Genomic DNA, 15080 nt, shown 5'->3' with positions numbered 1-15080 from the left:
ATTTGTTTTTGCAGTTCGGAAACTTTTTCGTACCTTTGCGCACCCGCTTTCGTGCGGGAAACGGATTACAATAAGTTAAATTAAACGTAAAACAAAGTGGATTCATTAAGCTACAAGACTATCTCGGCCAATGCATCGACGGTGACCAAGGAATGGATCGTCATCGACGCTACGAACGAGGTATTGGGACGTCTTGCATCGCAGATCGCGAAGATCCTCCGAGGCAAGAACAAGCCCAGCTACACGCCCCACGTGGATTGCGGTGACTACGTCATCGTCATCAATGCGGAGAAGGTGAAGCTCACGGGCAACAAGATGACCGAGAAGGTCTACACGCGTCACACCGGATATCCCGGCGGCCAGCGTTTCGCTACCCCGGCCGACTATCTGGCAAAGAAACCGACGTTCATCGTCGAAAAAGCAGTCAAGGGCATGCTGCCCCGCACCCGTCTGGGCGCCGCCCTGCTCAAAAACCTGAAGGTATACGCCGGCTCGGAGCATCCGCACGCCGCGCAGAACCCGAAGACCATTAAATTAAACGAGATTAAGTAAGAGTTATGGAAGTTGTAAACACCGTAGGTCGTCGTAAGGCCGCTGTGGCTCGCGTATACGTGAAGCCGGGTAAGGGTCAGATTACAATCAACCGCAAAGCGCTTGAAGTTTACTTCCCGCTCGAAATTCTCCAGTATCAGGTGAAGCAGCCGCTGCTGGCTACCAACACCGTGGAGAATTACGACATCGCCATCAACCTCGATGGCGGAGGTATCACGGGACAGGCTTCGGCCGCTCGCTTGGGCATCGCACGCGCATTGTGCGAAATCGACGCCGAGATGCGTCCGGTACTGAAGAAGGCCGGATTCCTCACGCGCGATCCCCGCGAGGTTGAGCGTAAGAAGCCCGGTCAGCCCGGAGCACGCCGCAAGTTCCAGTTCAGCAAGCGTTAATCCGAACGACCTATTTTCGGCAGGCACGGCGAGGGTTACAAACCGGAACGACTACCTATATATTATATATATCGCGTATTACCTTCAGGTTGCCCCGCCGCGGAAAATCCGCGGGACCGGCAAGGCCGCTACCCGCCGGATTGAAGAAAAGAGAATTAAAATTATTAAACACATTGAATTAAAATGTCACGTACAGATTTTAATACATTACTGGAAGCCGGTGCGCACTTCGGTCACCTGAAGCGCAAATGGAACCCTAAAATGGCTCCTTACATCTTCATGGAGAAGAACGGCATCCACATCATCGACCTGCACAAGACCGTGCTGAAGATCGATGAGGCCGCTGCAGCCATCAAGCAGATCGCCAAGAGCGGTCGCCGCGTGCTGTTCGTAGCCACCAAGAAACAAGCTAAGGAGATCGTTGCCGAAAAGGTGGCAGCCGTCGGTATGCCTTACGTTACGGAACGTTGGGCCGGCGGTATGCTGACAAACTTCCCCACCATACGTAAAGCCGTCAAGAAAATGTCGACCATCGACAAGATGAACAGTGACGGCACGTTCGATAATTTTTCCAAGCGCGAGAAACTTCAGATCGCACGCCAGCGCGCGAAACTTGAGAAGAACCTCGGTTCCATCGCCGACCTGACGCGCCTTCCGGCCGCCCTGTTCGTCGTTGACGTACAGAAGGAGTCGAATGCGGTAAAAGAGGCCAAGCGCCTGAGCATCCCCGTATTTGCAATGGTAGACACTTGTTGTGATCCGACCGACATTGATTACGTTATCCCTGCAAATGACGATGCCACCAAATCGATTGCCGTAGTGCTCGATGCCATGTGCAGCGCTATCGCCGAAGGTACCGAAGAGCGCAAGCTCGAAAAGGAGAAGGAGGCGCAGGAGGCTGAGGCCGGTGCCGACGCTCCCGTGAAGAAGGAGGGCAAACCCCGCATCAAGAAAGCCGTGAAGGCCGCTATCGATGCCGAGGAGGCCGCCGTAGCCGACGTCGTAGCCGCTGTCGAGACTCCGTTCGAGGAGCCTGCTGAGGTTGCGGCCGAAGAAGCTGCCGTTGTTGCCGAGGAGGCCGCTGCGGTTGCAGCCGAGGAGGTTGCCGAGGCCAAGGCCGAGTAATTCGGGCCTTTGGGAAAAGAAATTAATCACCTAAAAGAAAGGAAAAGTATTATGGAAATCAAAGCTGCTGATGTAATGAAGCTCCGCAAGATGACCGGTGCCGGTATGATGGACTGCAAGAAAGCCCTGATCGAAGCCGAAGGTGACTTTGCACGCGCTCAGGACATTATCCGCGAGAAAGGTAAGCTCGTCGTTGCCAAGCGTGCCGACCGCACCGCTACCGAGGGTGTCGTCGTTACGAAGATCGTAGGTCAGAAGGCCTATATCCTCTGCTTGGCGTGCGAGACCGACTTCGTGGCTCAGAATGCAGAATATACCGCTTCGGCCGAGGCGATGCTGGAGGTTGCCGTAAACAGCGACGCCGCAGACCGCGACGCCCTGATGGCTGCCAAGAACGCCGAAGGCCACACCGTCGAGGAGATGGTGACCGAGAAATCGGGTCAGACGGGTGAGAAGATCGAGTTGGCATACTATGCCCGCATCGAGGCTCCCTACTGCGCTGCTTACGTACACTTCAACAAGAAGCTCGGTACGATTCTCGGCTTCAACAAGGAGGTTCCGGCAGAGGTTGCCCACACCGTCGCCATGCAGGCCACGGCTATGGCTCCCGTGTCGATCTCGGAGGCCGACTGCCCCGCAGAGGTTGTGGAGCATGAGCGCAAGATCGCCGTCGAGGCGATGAAGCAGGACCCCAAGAACGCCAACAAGCCCGAAGCCATCCTTGAGAAGATCGCCGAAGGCAAGATGCGCAAGTTCTTCGAGGAGAACACGCTGCTGGCTCAGGCCGTAGTGGGCGAGAAGGAGTCGATCGCCGACTTCATCCACAAGGCTGACAAAGAGGCGACGGTTATCGCTTACAAGCGTTTCGCACTGGGCGAATAATCCGACCGAAGGACGGCAAGACCGTTCGTATATTGTGAAAGACCGGAACTCTTCGATGAGTTCCGGTCTTTTCGTGTGTATGGTCTTGTGGGAGCCTTTTATAGGGTGTTTCATAGGAGGCCGGCTTCTGTGCGGAGTATGCCTGACGTATAGTCGGCAGCGGCCGGAAAGAAGCCGAATGGCGATTGCCGAAGGGTGTCGGCTTGGCGGTTTCTTGTGTCCTTATGCCGAACGAACGTACGGCGTTTTGCGCTTGCCGGAAATAACGCTGTCCGGATTTTCCCGGAGCGTTTTCCGGTTGTTCTCGATTGTCTGTTTTGCCCGGCTGTATTATGTCGTCGGCTGTTTTTGCGTCGTCTCCGGTTGCGCCCGATCTTTTCGGCCAATCGGTCGGAAACGACCGAAAGGCGCTTTCCCGGTTATTCACGCTCTGTTTTCAAGACTTTTTCGGATGCCGCAAATCCCGGTTCTATCTGATCCCCAGCCGCCAGAGCGCCCGCAGGATGAAGCGTCTGACGGCGGCGGGCAGCGTCAGCCAACAGCGGGACTGTCGTCGCCACCGGCGGGAAGCGGTGGAGACGATGCGGCCGGAAGGGCGGATGACAGCCGTCATAACGGCCGCTATGTCTGTCGCTGCGCAATGTTCGGTCATCCGGTGGTTGCCGTCGCCTGCGAGGGTGAAACGAAGCCGGGGCGGGGCAGGTGCCGTTTCTGCGGGTGTTTGGCCGGGATTGCTGGTCGCTTGGGGATTTTCGGAATTTTCGGGGCGTGCCGGAAGCGGAGGGGTCGCCTTGCCGGTTTCCCGGAGCGCGGGGAGCGGAGCGGGAGTATCTCCGGCGTCGGAGGCTGTTGTCGCCGCAGCTGTTGTCGATGGCGTCGCGGCTGTTACTATGGTTGCCGATGGCGTTGCTGTTGTCGCCGCTTCCGTTGTTGCGGCCGTTGGTATTGCCGACGCTTCGGTTGCCGATGGCGTCGCGGCCGTTGCCGCCGCTTCCGTTGTTGCGGCCGTTGGTATTGCCGACGCTTCCGGTGTCTTTGTTATTGTCTCTACCGTCGTGTTTGCCGATTGCGGGGGCATCTCCCCGCTCTCCGGTTCGATGCGGAGAATGCGGTGGAGGATATGGCGTCCTTCGCAGCGGAACAGCACCACGTCGCCCGGTTGCAGGGCCTGACTTCCGGAGGGAAGACGGTCGGGGTGGGAATTTGCGGCGGTGTCGGGGGCGGTTTCGTTTCGCGCGAGCCTGTTTTGCTTTCGGGCGGCTGCCGCCGTTTCGGAATTTCCGGTGTATCGGGCGATCGGAGTCAGTACTGCGATGTCGCGTTCGCTGCGCAGCAGGGGCCGCATGCTGTGGCCCTTCATGCGGATCTGGACTTCGTGTCCTTCGGCGAGCATCGCTTCGACCTGCTCGAAAAACAGACGGTTCGAAAGCTGCATCACGGGCGGGGATTTGCGGATTCGCCGCCGAAAATCGTGCGGCAGGCCAGTTCGGCCGCCGCCGCGTCGGGCCGGCATTCGAGGTGGTAGACTGGGACCTGCGCCACCACGGCCGAGACGGTTGCGCATACGGCGTCTTCCAGCGTTTCGTCGTGGGCGAACGACGGCGGGCACGAGGGCAGCAGCGCGCCGATGGCCTCGATCGCCCGCAGGCGGCGAATCCGGTTGTGCGGAGCCTGTGACAGCCGTACGATGGCCCGGATCGGCTGGCATACGTTGCGGTAGCAGGGCGTTTTCCCGCTCCACGGCGCACCGAAGACCATGGCCTGCGGTTTTGGGGCGCCGGTTGTCGCTGCGCTTGCGTCCGGAGTTTCAGCCGCAGCTGCGGGGGCGTTCGCCGGATTTTGGACGGCTCCGCAAATCGGGTCTGCATCTGCGGTCTGCACGATGCGGACGATCGGACTGTCGTCGTTGAGCAGCTCCGCGCCGGGGATATGTTCACGCCACAGGCGGGTGTGGGTGCTTTTGCCGGTGCCCGATTCGCCGAGGAACAGCACGGCCCCGTCGTTCAGGCTGATGACCGACGAATGGATGGCTACGGCCTGCCGCGCCACGGCGGCGATGTTGAACATCGACCATAGTCCGAAGCGGAACAGCGCCGGGTTATGCCGCAGTGTGACGTCGGTCGTGACGAGCGGTGCGCCGAACGCCTTGCGGAAACGGGCGGCGGCGCTGCCGTCGCGCGGCGTCATGGTGAGCAGGTAACCCTCCGCGTCGCGGCCGAAACGGCAGTCGGCGTCGGCATCGGCGAAGTCGAATTCGTCGAGTTCGCGGTAGCCGTCCGCTTGGCGGATTTCGCTGCGGGTTTCGACGCTCAGGCCGGCCGGGCCTTTGTCTGCGGCGGCGAAGGGCGCCAGCGCCATGCCGAAAGACCCTGCGGTGAATTCCTGCGGGACGGCGATGCGTATGCCTGCTATGATGTATTCCATAATTATTCTCCTATTGTGATGATTCGGGTGCAGTATTCGAGCGAGCTTTCGCGGTGGGCGATAACCACCAGCGTCAGCCCCTTGTCGCGCGCCGCCAGCTCGGCGACCGAACGGTTGATCTCCTCCTCGGTGCGGCTGTCGAGCGCCGAGGTCGCCTCGTCGAAGAAGAGCACGTCGGCCCGGCGGTAGAGCGCGCGGGCGATGCCGATGCGCTGGCGCTGTCCGCCCGAAAGGCGGCAGCCGCATTCGCCGACATGGGTGTCCATGCCTTTGGAAAGTCCCGCGACGAACTCTCCGAGCCGGGCGGCTTCCAGCGCTTCGGCCACGCGGCCGCGGTCGATTTCGTCGTCGGGAACGCCCAGCGCGACGTTGGCCGCGAAGCTTCCGTCGGCGATGAAAAGGTTTTGCGAGACGTAGCCGATGCGGTTTTGCCATGCGCGGCGGTTGGCGGAGGTGAGGGGCGTGCCGTCGATCGTTATTTCGCCCCCGGTCGGTTCGTAAAGTCCCAGCAGCAGGTTGAAAAGCGTCGTTTTCCCTGCGCCCGATGCGCCGCGGATGCCGATGCGTTCGCCCTTGCGGATCGAGAGCGTGAGACCGCGGAAAAGCTCGTGCCCGTCGTCCGCGAAGCGGAAGCCGAGGTCGCGGACGGCGATTTCATGTTCGAAAGGCAGTATTTCGGGCGCGCATGCTCCGGATGCGCCGCCGGCCGAAACGGGTTTCGTTGATTTTGCGGTGCAGGGCTGTTTGGCCGGGGCTGTTTGTCCGTAAGGAGCCGTTTGTCTGCCGGATGCGGTTCGTTTGTCCGGAGCCGTTCGCCTGCCGCGGGCGGTCTCGCCGCTCTCCGCCGCGGAGTATTCCGACGGCGGGATAGCGGCGGCATCAGTATGGGGGCCTTTCCCGGCTCTCTCGGCGGCTCCGGAGAGCGTGTCCGGCGATGCGGAGGAAGGTTCGTCCCCGGCCGTTGCGTCGCGCAGGACGGCGATCGTGTAGCGGTTGTACTTGATCGAGGTCCAGCCCGCCATGATGCTGCGCACCGAAGGCATCAGGCGCAGCGCGGCTACGGCGAAGACGCCGAAAAGCAGCTGTGCGCGTCCTTCTTCCGCGCCCAGACTCAGCGCGACCAGCAGGGCCATGCCCAGCGCCAGCCCGATTTCGGTAAAGGCCTGCGGAAGCATGCCGATCGCCGTTTCGCGCAGGCGCGTGCGAATCACCTGATCCATCGCCCGGTCGAACGAACGGAGCATCATCGGGAAGGCGTTGTTGATCTCGATGTCGGCATAGCCGCGGAAGGTCTCGGCCACGAGCCGCGCCTTTTCGCGCTGGGCCTTGTTTTCCAGCTCGCCGTAGCGGTTGATGCGGTTGCGCACCAAGCCGTAATAGATCCAGATCGAAGGCAGGAAGACCGCAACGGTCAGAACCGCCGCAACGGGCGCGTACCAGAGCAGCGCCCCGAAAAGCAGCGCCAGCAGCAGCGCTTCGGCGGCGATGGCGGCGGCGGGTTTCAGCACGCCGGCCGTGAAGGCCAGACAGACGACATTGACGTTGCGGGCCAGCACGGCCGAGTTCGACGACTTGACGAACGGCAGTCCCCGGTCGTGGTAGGTGACGTAGAGCCGCCGCGAAAGGGTGCGGTAGAGGTCGTAGATGTAGTTGCGCTCGATGCGCGCCAGCCAGAGATTTGTCAGGCATTTGAGGACGATAACGGCCACCACGGCGGCGCAGACCGTCAGGGCGAAACTGCGCGGCGACGTGAAGCCCAGCGCCGTGTAGATGCGGGCCAGCTGCCCGCCGCCGTCGAGACTCCGGGCGTCGAGCGCCAGCGCCAGCACGGGCAGCAGCACGGCCAGTCCGAGGAAGTTCAGCCCTGCGCGCAGCAGCAGCGTGCAGGCCACGCCGAAGCCCCTGCGGCGGAATTTGTGCGGTATGATGCCGATGATTTCGTTCATGTCATTCCTCCACCTTTTCGATTCTTCCCAGTTTCACGTACCACAAATACCCCTCGGTTTCGGTGTAGCCCATCTGCCGCAGCAGGGCGAGGTATTCGCGCACCTGACGGCGGTAGCGTTCGGGTTCGCGGCCGCCGAACTTGTAGTCCACGACCACGGCCCGCGTGCCGCGGATCATTACGCGGTCGGGACGCCGCGCGGAGGAGCCGCCGGGAATGATGATTTCGTTTTCGTTGCGCACGCGCTCCCAGCCCCCGGCGAACCATTCGCGGGCCGCGGGGTGTGCCAGCGCGCGGGCGATCATCCGCCGCAGGGCGGCGGCTTCGGCGGCGGAAAGCGTGCCGTCGGCCTGCATCCGCTCCACGGCGAGGCGTATCTGCTCCTCGTCGTCGGCGTTTTCGAAGGCCTTGTGCATCAGGATGCCGAAATTGCGGGGCGAGAGTTCCACCTCTTCCTCCTGCTCGAAATAACGCTGCGAGGGCAGGCGCAGGCGCAGGTCGGCGCGCGCCGTGGGGTAGTTTTCCAGCACGACGTGCTCGGCGCCGGACGTTTTGCCGCCGTCGGCGACCGGGCCGCGGAACTGGCCGAATTCGAACCGCTCGCCCGTTTCGGTGACGGTGTAACGCCCTTCGGCGCTGCCCGCGAGGGCTTTGTCGCCGTCGGTGAGGATGCTTTGGAGGAGCAGTCCGCCGACGGTTTTGCCGCCCTTTTGCGGGATGAAGACATGCAGCGATTCGGCGGCGCGCGTCAGCGCCACGTACAGCAGATTGACGTTGTCGACGTGCGAGTAGACCAGTTCCCGGTAGTACTCCGCCGAGAATCCCGATTCGGCCATCGACTTCTTGTATTTCACCGGAAAGCGTCCCACGGCTTCGGCGTCGCCGTGCGCCTCGGCCCAGACGATGTTGGTCACGTTGCCGCCCGACTTGGGGTCCAGCTGCCACGAGCAGTAGGGGATCAGCACCACGCGCTTTTCGAGTCCCTTGGCCTTGTGTATCGTGGTGATCTCGACGGTCGTTTCGCTCTCCTCGACGCTCAGCGAACGGTTCTGCCCCTGCTGCTCCCACCAGTCGAGGAACAGCGCGATGTCGGCGATCTTGCTGGAACAGAAGCCGATGATCTGTTCGTGGATCGCCTGCAGGTAGGCCGTCTGCTGTTTGTCGTCCTGCAGACCGTGCCGCATGACGATGCGTTCGAACGCCTCTTCGGGCGACAGCAGGCGGATCGAGCGGAAGAACGTCCGTTCGTCGTCGGACAGCGGGCGGTCGAAGCCGCGGCCGAGGTAGTGGTTGTAGACGGCGCGGCTCAGCGAGTCGTCGGGGTTGAGCGACAGCCGCAGGGACGCGGCGATGAACGAACTGACGGGGGCGTTGCCCACGATCAGCGCCTCCTGCGTCATCACGTCGAAACGGTAGCGGGGATCGGTGTTGCGGCGTTTGAAGTCGAGCAGCTCGGCGGCGACCTTGGCGCCGTCGGTGGCCCCGCGTACCAGTATCATGATGTCGCGCGGCCGGAATCCCTTGTCCAGCACCTCGCAGATGCGCTCCACGACGGGCGGCTGCTCGGCGAAGGTCGAGACCGAGACGTAGCCCGGCCGGTCGCTCCGGCGGCGGGGAGTCTGCGCGTGTCCGCGATAGGCGTCGCGCAGGGTGTCGTGCAGTGCGGCCGCCGCCGCGGGGTTGATGCCGCCCTTTGCGGCCGCTTCGTCGAGCGTCTCGTTCAGCGCCCGGTTGTCGGTCTCGACCACGCGGCCGATGATCTCGTTGTTGAATTCCACCACGGCGGGCAGGCTGCGGTAATTCTCCCTGAGTATCTCCACCTCGGTGCTGGCCGGGTCGAGCTGCGCCTGTGCCTGCGAGTGGAGGATTTTCCAGTCGCCGCCCCGCCAGCGGTAGATCGACTGCTTGATGTCGCCCACGATCAGCACCGAGGTCGCCTCGCTCTGCGACATGGCGTTTTGCAGCAGGGGCAGGAAGTTCTCCCACTCCTTGACGGAGGTGTCCTGAAATTCGTCGATCATGAAGTGTTCGAAGCGGTTGCCGACCTTCTCGTAGATGAACGGCGCGTCGTTGTGGCCGATGAATTCCGAGAGGATGTATTTGGTCTCCGAGAGGAGCATCATGTTCTGCTCGTCGCACAACTGCTGCACCTTGGCGTAGAGGTCCGACAGCAGCGCGAAGCTGCGGTAGTTCTCGCGCAGCAGGTCGCAGGTGTTCCACGAGCGGACGTTGGCGTCGTACAGATCGCACATTTCGCGCAGCAGGGGTTGCAGCCGGGCGGCGAGCGGCGCGGCGGGCGATCCCTTGGGCGCCCAGCCTTCGGTCGTCAGGCTCATTTTGCCGACCGTGGCGGTGTAGGGTTTCAGCTCTCCGGCCGCGACCGTGAGGAAATAGTGGGCGAAACTGCGGCTCTTGCCCGTGAAGTCCGTCGGCCCGACGCCCGCATCGGCCATGATCCGTACGGCCTCGGCCGCACGCTCCCGCATCTGCTGCTTGGTCGCCGCGGCGCGCGCCGTCGCTTCGCCGACGATGCGGCCCAGCTCCTCGCGCGAGCGGGCGAGGGATAGAGCCTCCTTGTTCTTCTCCTTGAACAGTTCGCCGCCGAGCGTCAGGATGCCGTCGCGGACGTCCCACTTCTTGCCCTCGTCGATGCGCTCCTGCACGAAGTCCGTGAGCCAGCGCTGCAGGTCGCGGTCGGTGGTTATCTGCTCGATGAGCGTGTCGGCGCTCTTGGTCAGCACCGAGGCGGTCTCGATCTCGACATTGTAATTGAGGTCGATGCCCAGCTCCTTGATGAAGGCGCGCAGGATGCGCTGGAAAAAGGTGTCGATGGTCAGCACCGTGAAGCGCGAGTAGTCGTGCAGGATTTTCGAACGCACCTCCGCGGCCCGCCTGCGCACCGTGGCGGCGTCCATGTCCAGTTCGCGGCAGAGGTTTTCGAGGTAGGAGCTTTCGCCGCCCGAAGCCAGCAGGTGTATCTCCTTGAGGATGCGAGACTTCATCTCCTCGGTGGCCTTGTTGGTGAAGGTCACGGCGAGGATGTGGCGGTAGATGGAGGGCTGTTCGACCACGTCGCGCACGTATTTGTATGCCAACTGGTAGGTCTTGCCCGATCCGGCGCTCGCGTTCAGAATTTTCGCTCTCACTGTCCGAAATGTCGTTTTAGGTAGTAAAAGTACAAAACAAATCCCGAACGGCAAACCGAGGTTTGCAATAATTTCGTAAATTAGCAACGTATTAAAACCGAAAAGTATGAAGAAGATGATTCTGAGCGCGGTGATGCTGGTTTTTGCCGCATCGGGTTATGCGCAGGAAACGGGCGCTGCGGGCGCCGGAGAGCGCAACGAGTGGCTGCCCACCTTCGAGGCGGTTGCGGTCGATGCCGATCTGGACGTCAAATTCGTCCGGGTTCCCGACACCGAGGCCCCGAAAATCGTATACGACACCAAAGGCTCTTACACCACCAAGTTCCGCGCCGAGGTCAAGGACAAGACCCTGCGCATCAGCGAGAAGCCCGATTCGCGCCGTCCCGAACGCACCGAGGTGACGGTCTATTACAACGCGCTGCGGGCCGTTTCGCTGTCGGGCGCGGCCGCGACGTTCGTGGGGACGCTCGACGCCGCGGTGCTCGACGTGACGGTCAACCGCAAGGCTTCGCTGACGGCGAAGCTGGACGTCAAGGACCTCAAGATGGAGCAGACGGGATACAGCACGGCGAACCTTTCGGGTTCGGTGCGTTACCTGACGTTGTATGTATCGACGGGCAAGGTGGCCGCATCCGATCTGGAGGTGATGTCGGCCGAGGTCAATGCCCAGAGCAAGGCCGAGGTGTCGTTGTGGATCACCGACCGTTTCGTGGGCAAGACGACGACCAATGCGCGGATCAGCTACAAGGGCGATCCTAAGATCGTACGCGGCGGCGCGAAGTTCATGGGCGGCGAAATCAACCGCGTGGAGTAGCGGATGAAGGGTTTTCGCATATCGGCCCGCCGGAGCGCTCCTGCGGCGGGGCCTGCCGGCTTCTCCGGGCGGGGTGGAACGGGTATTCCTGCGGCGGACGGCGGAGCTGTCTGGCTTTGCCGGTGTAACCGGCGCACCTGTCGGGATACGGAGACGATTCGGCGGGGGCCGGTGGGGATGCCATTGTTTTACGGGACTGAAAACACTGTAGGGCGGCTATGAAAGGATTTCTGGAAGAGGTCGCCGGGGACCTGTATGCCCGATACGGCGAGGGACTGTCCGAGAGGGCCGTGCTCTTTCCGTCGCGGCGTGCGCGGCTGTTTTTCGTCGATGCCCTGACGCGCATCGCCGGGCGGCCCATGTGGCAGCCCGAATGGGTGACCGTCGACGACCTGATGAGCGAAATATCGGGCCTGCATGCGGGCGACCGCGTGCGGCTCATCACCGAACTCTATAAGGTCTATTCGGAATTCCACACCGAGCCGTTCGACAAGTTCTATTTCTGGGGCGACATGCTCCTCACGGACTTCGACACGATCGACAAGTACCGGATCGACGCGCAGATGCTCTTCCGCAACATCTCCGAAATCAAGGAGATCGAAGCCGACATCTCCTACCTGACGCCCGCCCAGCTGCAGATTCTGTCGTTCTGGTCTTCGCTGGGCGAGGAGGCCGATCTTTCGGAGGAGAAACGCCGCTTTCTGGCGATCTGGAAGACGCTCGGCCCCGTTTACCGCAAATTCCGCCGGCGGCTCGTGTCGCTCGGCATCGCCTACAACGGCATGGTCCAGCGGGCCGCCGCCGACCGCATCGCCGAAGGCGCGTTCGCCTTTCCCGAACCGCGGAGGTATGTAGTGGCGGGATTCAACGCCCTGTCGGAGTGCGAAAAGCAGCTCTTCAAATTCCTTGCTGTTGCCGCCGAAACCGATTTCTACTGGGATTACGACGCTTATTATAAGGACAACCCCGAACAGGAGGCCGGGATGTTCGTGCGCTCGAACGTCGCGCTGTTTCCGCCCCGGACCGAATTCGCGCACGACAACATGCGGGGCGAAAAGGAGGTCGTCTCCGTGGCCGCCGTGTCGAACGCCGTGCAGTGCAAATACGCCGCGGCGATTCTCGCGGACCTCGCACGCCGCCGCGCGCAGGAGGACCCCGAAGTCGCCGCCGGGCTGAAGCCCGCCTTGGGCAAGGAGACCGCCGTGGTGCTGACCGACGAAAACCTGCTGCTGCCGCTGCTGTACGCCCTGCCCGCCGATATAGGCCGTGTGAACGTCACGATGGGTTTTCCCCTGCGGCAGAGCCTTGCCTACACCTTCGTCGAACGCCTTGTGGAGCTGCAGAACCACCGCCGCAAAAAGGGCGGCGGCTGGACCTTCTACCATGCCGACGTGGCGGGTATTCTGGCGCATCCCTATGTCGCCGAGTGCGACGCCGCGCTGACCCGCACGATGCACGAGGAGATCGTCCGCGACCGGTGGATTTCGGTCGATGCCGCATGGCTGGGCCGCAACGAACTGCTGAAACGGATCTTTTCGCCCGCGGCGGAGTGGCGCGAGCTGTCCGATTACCTGCTGGGCGTGATCGCCGCCGTGGCGCGCCAGCCCTACGAGGGCGACGACGCCAGACAGCGGGTCGAATTTCTGGCCGTCATCGCCGAGCAGGTGACCAAACTGCGCAACTCGCTCGACGAATGCGACATCGAGCTTGCGACCGAGGTGTATACCTCGCTGCTGCGCCGCCATTTGCAGACGCTGCGCATCCCCTTCGAGGGCGAACCGCTGGAGGGGATTCAGATCATGGGTATTCTGGAGACCCGCAATGTCGATTTCGAGAACGTCATCCTTCTCTCGATGAACGACGACAATTTTCCGGGCAACCACGTCGCGCAGTCGTCGTTCATTCCCTACAACCTGCGTGCGGCCTACGAACTGCCCACGCCCGAACACCACGAAGGGGTCTATGCCTACTATTTCTACCGTCTGATCCAGCGCGCGAAGAGTGTGCATATGCTCTACTGTTCGCATGCCGACGACAAATCGACGGGCGAGCCGAGCCGCTATATCTACCAGCTGGATTACGAGAGCGGCTTCGACGTGCGCAAGATCGAGGTGGGGGTGGACGTGAACCTCGCCGAGACGGCTCCGATCGAGGTGGCGAAGGACGGGGAGGTGATGCGGCGGCTGGAACGCTTCGTCGATGCCGAAAGTCCCGCCGCGCTTTCGCCGACGGCGTTTTTCCGCTACGTGGCCTGCCCGCTGCGCTTCTATTTCCACTCCGTGGCCCGGCTCGAAGCCGACGACGAGATTTCGGAGGAGGTCGATGCGCCGATGTTCGGCACGATCCTTCACGCCGCCGTGCAGACGCTCTACGCCCGGATCGTGGGCGAGGAGCATCCCGGCCAGACCCTGCGGGCGATGATCCGTTCGGGCGAGGTCGCCGCGGCGGTCGAGCGGGCGATCAACGAAAATTATTTGCAGGACGAACGCGCTTCGGCCGAAGATTATACGGGCAACCTGCTGCTGGTGAAGGATATCGTCACGCGCTACCTGCGTGGCGGGGTGATGCCTTACGATGCGGCGCACGATGCGTTCGCCGTGTCGGGACTGGAGGAGCGGGTGGCTTATTCCTTCCCGTTCCGCGCCGGGGAGCGCGAGCTGGAGATGAAGTTCGGGGGCATCGCCGACCGTATCGACATGCTCGGCGACGGCGCGCTGCGGGTCGTGGACTACAAGACCGGGGCGCCGCATCTGGAGTTCGACGGCGTGGAGAGCCTTTTCACCGGAACCGGCAAACAGCGGCTGTCCAATATCCTGCAGACGCTGCTCTATTCGATGATCCTGCACCATACACGGGGCTGCGACGCCGAACCCGCGCTCTACTACGTCCGCAGCATGAACCGCCCCGACTATTCGCCGCAGCTGGACGACAAGCAGCTGGGCGTCAGGGGGGCGCGCTATACGCTTTACCGCGAACGTTTCGAGGAGCTGCTGCGCGCGCAGCTGGCCGAAATGTACGACCCCGCGGTGCCGTTCCGCCAGTGCGAGGACGCCGATACGTGCAAGTTCTGCGATTTCCGGATAATCTGCAAACGGGGCTGAGACGGCTCAGAGTTTCACCCTGAAATACGACGCTCCGCTGCGGCGGGCCGCTTCGAGACCGATCTCGGAATCCTCGAAAATCAGGGTTTCGCGCGGCGTGCAGCCCTCGCGGCGCATGGCTTCCAGAAAACAGTCCGGGGCGGGTTTGCTGCGCGCGACGTCGGCGCCCGAAAGAATCCCGTCCACCGCGTTTTCCTCCGGCAGTCTCTCTTCTTTGCGTGACGTGTCTTCGTCCGGCGTTTCGAGACGTCGGACGGCTTGCGGTCCGGCGATTCCCAGATGCCGCATGGCGTTGTCGATATTGGCGCGGCTGCCCGTCGAGACGATCCACACGCGGCCGCCCTGCGCACGGAACTGCCGGCAGAAATCCCATAACGGCCTATTGAGCCGCACGGTGTCGAAAAACGTGGGGTAGAGCGCGATCTTGCGCAGCCGCAGCCGTTCGCGTTCGGCCGGGTCGGCGATGCCGATCCGGGTCAGGAACTCGTCGCACCGCATGCCGAAATAGCGGGCCGCATACTCCTTTTCGGTGAGCGTATAACCCGCTTCGCGCAGCGTGGCGACATAGGCGAGCGTGTTGGCACGCCGGGTGTCGGCCAGCGTGCCGTCGAAATCCAGAAGGATCAGTTTTATTTCGGAGCCGGGGTGTGTCATGTCGTGGCGGAAAATAGGGAACGCCGCAGAAGGCGCGGTTTTTTG

The 15080-nt window shown here is 62.2% G+C and carries 11 protein-coding genes; 6 read left to right on the top strand and 5 right to left on the bottom strand.

What is annotated here, in order from left to right:
- Positions 1-96: 96 nt before the first annotated feature.
- The 4 genes from rplM (at position 97) to tsf (ending at position 2951) form a co-directional block, all read left to right on the top strand.
- A complete protein-coding gene (rplM, locus tag HMPREF9720_RS11345) occupies positions 97-552 on the top strand; it encodes a 50S ribosomal protein L13 (RefSeq protein WP_009598490.1) in 456 nt (151 codons plus the stop codon).
- 5 nt (positions 553-557) lie between these two features.
- Positions 558-944: a 30S ribosomal protein S9 gene (rpsI, locus tag HMPREF9720_RS11340; RefSeq protein ID WP_009598525.1), complete on the top strand. Its 387-nt coding sequence runs from the start codon at positions 558-560 to the stop codon at positions 942-944.
- Positions 945-1127: 183 nt separating this feature from the next.
- Complete coding sequence (rpsB, locus tag HMPREF9720_RS11335) at positions 1128-2069, top strand: 30S ribosomal protein S2 (protein WP_009598479.1); 942 nt, start codon at positions 1128-1130, stop codon at positions 2067-2069.
- 51 nt (positions 2070-2120) lie between these two features.
- Positions 2121-2951, top strand: a complete 831-nt coding sequence (tsf, locus tag HMPREF9720_RS11330; protein ID WP_014776337.1) for a translation elongation factor Ts — start codon at positions 2121-2123, stop codon at positions 2949-2951.
- Positions 2952-3420: 469 nt separating this feature from the next.
- Here tsf and HMPREF9720_RS11325 read toward each other — a convergent pair whose 3' ends face one another.
- The 4 genes from HMPREF9720_RS11325 to HMPREF9720_RS11310 are packed head-to-tail and all read right to left on the bottom strand — an operon-like array spanning position 3421 to position 10466.
- A complete protein-coding gene (locus tag HMPREF9720_RS11325; RefSeq protein WP_009598514.1) occupies positions 3421-4386 on the bottom strand; it encodes a hypothetical protein in 966 nt (321 codons plus the stop codon).
- Complete coding sequence (locus HMPREF9720_RS11320; RefSeq protein WP_009598534.1) at positions 4386-5375, bottom strand: hypothetical protein; 990 nt, start codon at positions 5373-5375, stop codon at positions 4386-4388. Before HMPREF9720_RS11320 ends, HMPREF9720_RS11325 begins: the two co-directional genes overlap by 1 nt.
- Positions 5376-5377: 2 nt before the next feature.
- Positions 5378-7321 carry an ATP-binding cassette domain-containing protein gene (locus tag HMPREF9720_RS11315; RefSeq protein ID WP_009598482.1) on the bottom strand — a complete coding sequence of 648 codons (1944 nt, stop codon included), beginning with the start codon at positions 7319-7321 and terminating at the stop codon, positions 5378-5380.
- Between the two features lies 1 nt (position 7322).
- Positions 7323-10466, bottom strand: a complete 3144-nt coding sequence (locus tag HMPREF9720_RS11310) for a UvrD-helicase domain-containing protein (RefSeq protein WP_009598498.1) — start codon at positions 10464-10466, stop codon at positions 7323-7325.
- A gap of 106 nt (positions 10467-10572) precedes the next feature.
- On the opposite strand from HMPREF9720_RS11310, the gene HMPREF9720_RS11305 reads away from it, so the two are divergent.
- Together HMPREF9720_RS11305 and HMPREF9720_RS11300 are read left to right on the top strand one after the other, a co-directional pair.
- The gene (locus HMPREF9720_RS11305; protein ID WP_009598489.1) at positions 10573-11280 is read left to right on the top strand and encodes a GIN domain-containing protein; all 708 of its coding nucleotides are present in this window, start codon (positions 10573-10575) and stop codon (positions 11278-11280) included.
- A 218-nt stretch (positions 11281-11498) separates the two neighbouring features.
- Positions 11499-14381 carry a PD-(D/E)XK nuclease family protein gene (locus HMPREF9720_RS11300; RefSeq protein WP_009598486.1) on the top strand — a complete coding sequence of 961 codons (2883 nt, stop codon included), beginning with the start codon at positions 11499-11501 and terminating at the stop codon, positions 14379-14381.
- 6 nt (positions 14382-14387) lie between these two features.
- Here HMPREF9720_RS11300 and HMPREF9720_RS11295 read toward each other — a convergent pair whose 3' ends face one another.
- A complete protein-coding gene (locus HMPREF9720_RS11295) occupies positions 14388-15035 on the bottom strand; it encodes an HAD family hydrolase (RefSeq protein ID WP_009598468.1) in 648 nt (215 codons plus the stop codon).
- Positions 15036-15080: the final 45 nt, after the last annotated feature.

The sequence above is a fragment of the Alistipes sp. HGB5 genome, assembly GCF_000183485.2.
Classification (GTDB): Bacteria; Bacteroidota; Bacteroidia; order Bacteroidales; family Rikenellaceae; genus Alistipes; species Alistipes finegoldii.
The sequence above is the reverse complement of the archived record's forward strand: the minus strand, read 5'-3'. Positions and strand labels throughout refer to the sequence as shown.

What these genes read in the sequence shown, in the direction of transcription:
- HMPREF9720_RS11305 (WP_009598489.1), top strand. Translation starts at nt 10,573, where the DNA reads ATGAAGAAGATGATTCTGAGCGCGGTGATGCTGGTTTTTGCCGCATCG.
- tsf (WP_014776337.1), top strand. Translation starts at nt 2,121, where the DNA reads ATGGAAATCAAAGCTGCTGATGTAATGAAGCTCCGCAAGATGACCGGT.
- HMPREF9720_RS11295 (WP_009598468.1), bottom strand. Translation starts at nt 15,035, where the DNA reads ATGACACACCCCGGCTCCGAAATAAAACTGATCCTTCTGGATTTCGAC.
- HMPREF9720_RS11315 (WP_009598482.1), bottom strand. Translation starts at nt 7,321, where the DNA reads ATGAACGAAATCATCGGCATCATACCGCACAAATTCCGCCGCAGGGGC.
- rpsB (WP_009598479.1), top strand. Translation starts at nt 1,128, where the DNA reads ATGTCACGTACAGATTTTAATACATTACTGGAAGCCGGTGCGCACTTC.
- HMPREF9720_RS11320 (WP_009598534.1), bottom strand. Translation starts at nt 5,375, where the DNA reads ATGGAATACATCATAGCAGGCATACGCATCGCCGTCCCGCAGGAATTC.
- rpsI (WP_009598525.1), top strand. Translation starts at nt 558, where the DNA reads ATGGAAGTTGTAAACACCGTAGGTCGTCGTAAGGCCGCTGTGGCTCGC.
- HMPREF9720_RS11325 (WP_009598514.1), bottom strand. Translation starts at nt 4,386, where the DNA reads ATGCAGCTTTCGAACCGTCTGTTTTTCGAGCAGGTCGAAGCGATGCTC.
- HMPREF9720_RS11300 (WP_009598486.1), top strand. Translation starts at nt 11,499, where the DNA reads ATGAAAGGATTTCTGGAAGAGGTCGCCGGGGACCTGTATGCCCGATAC.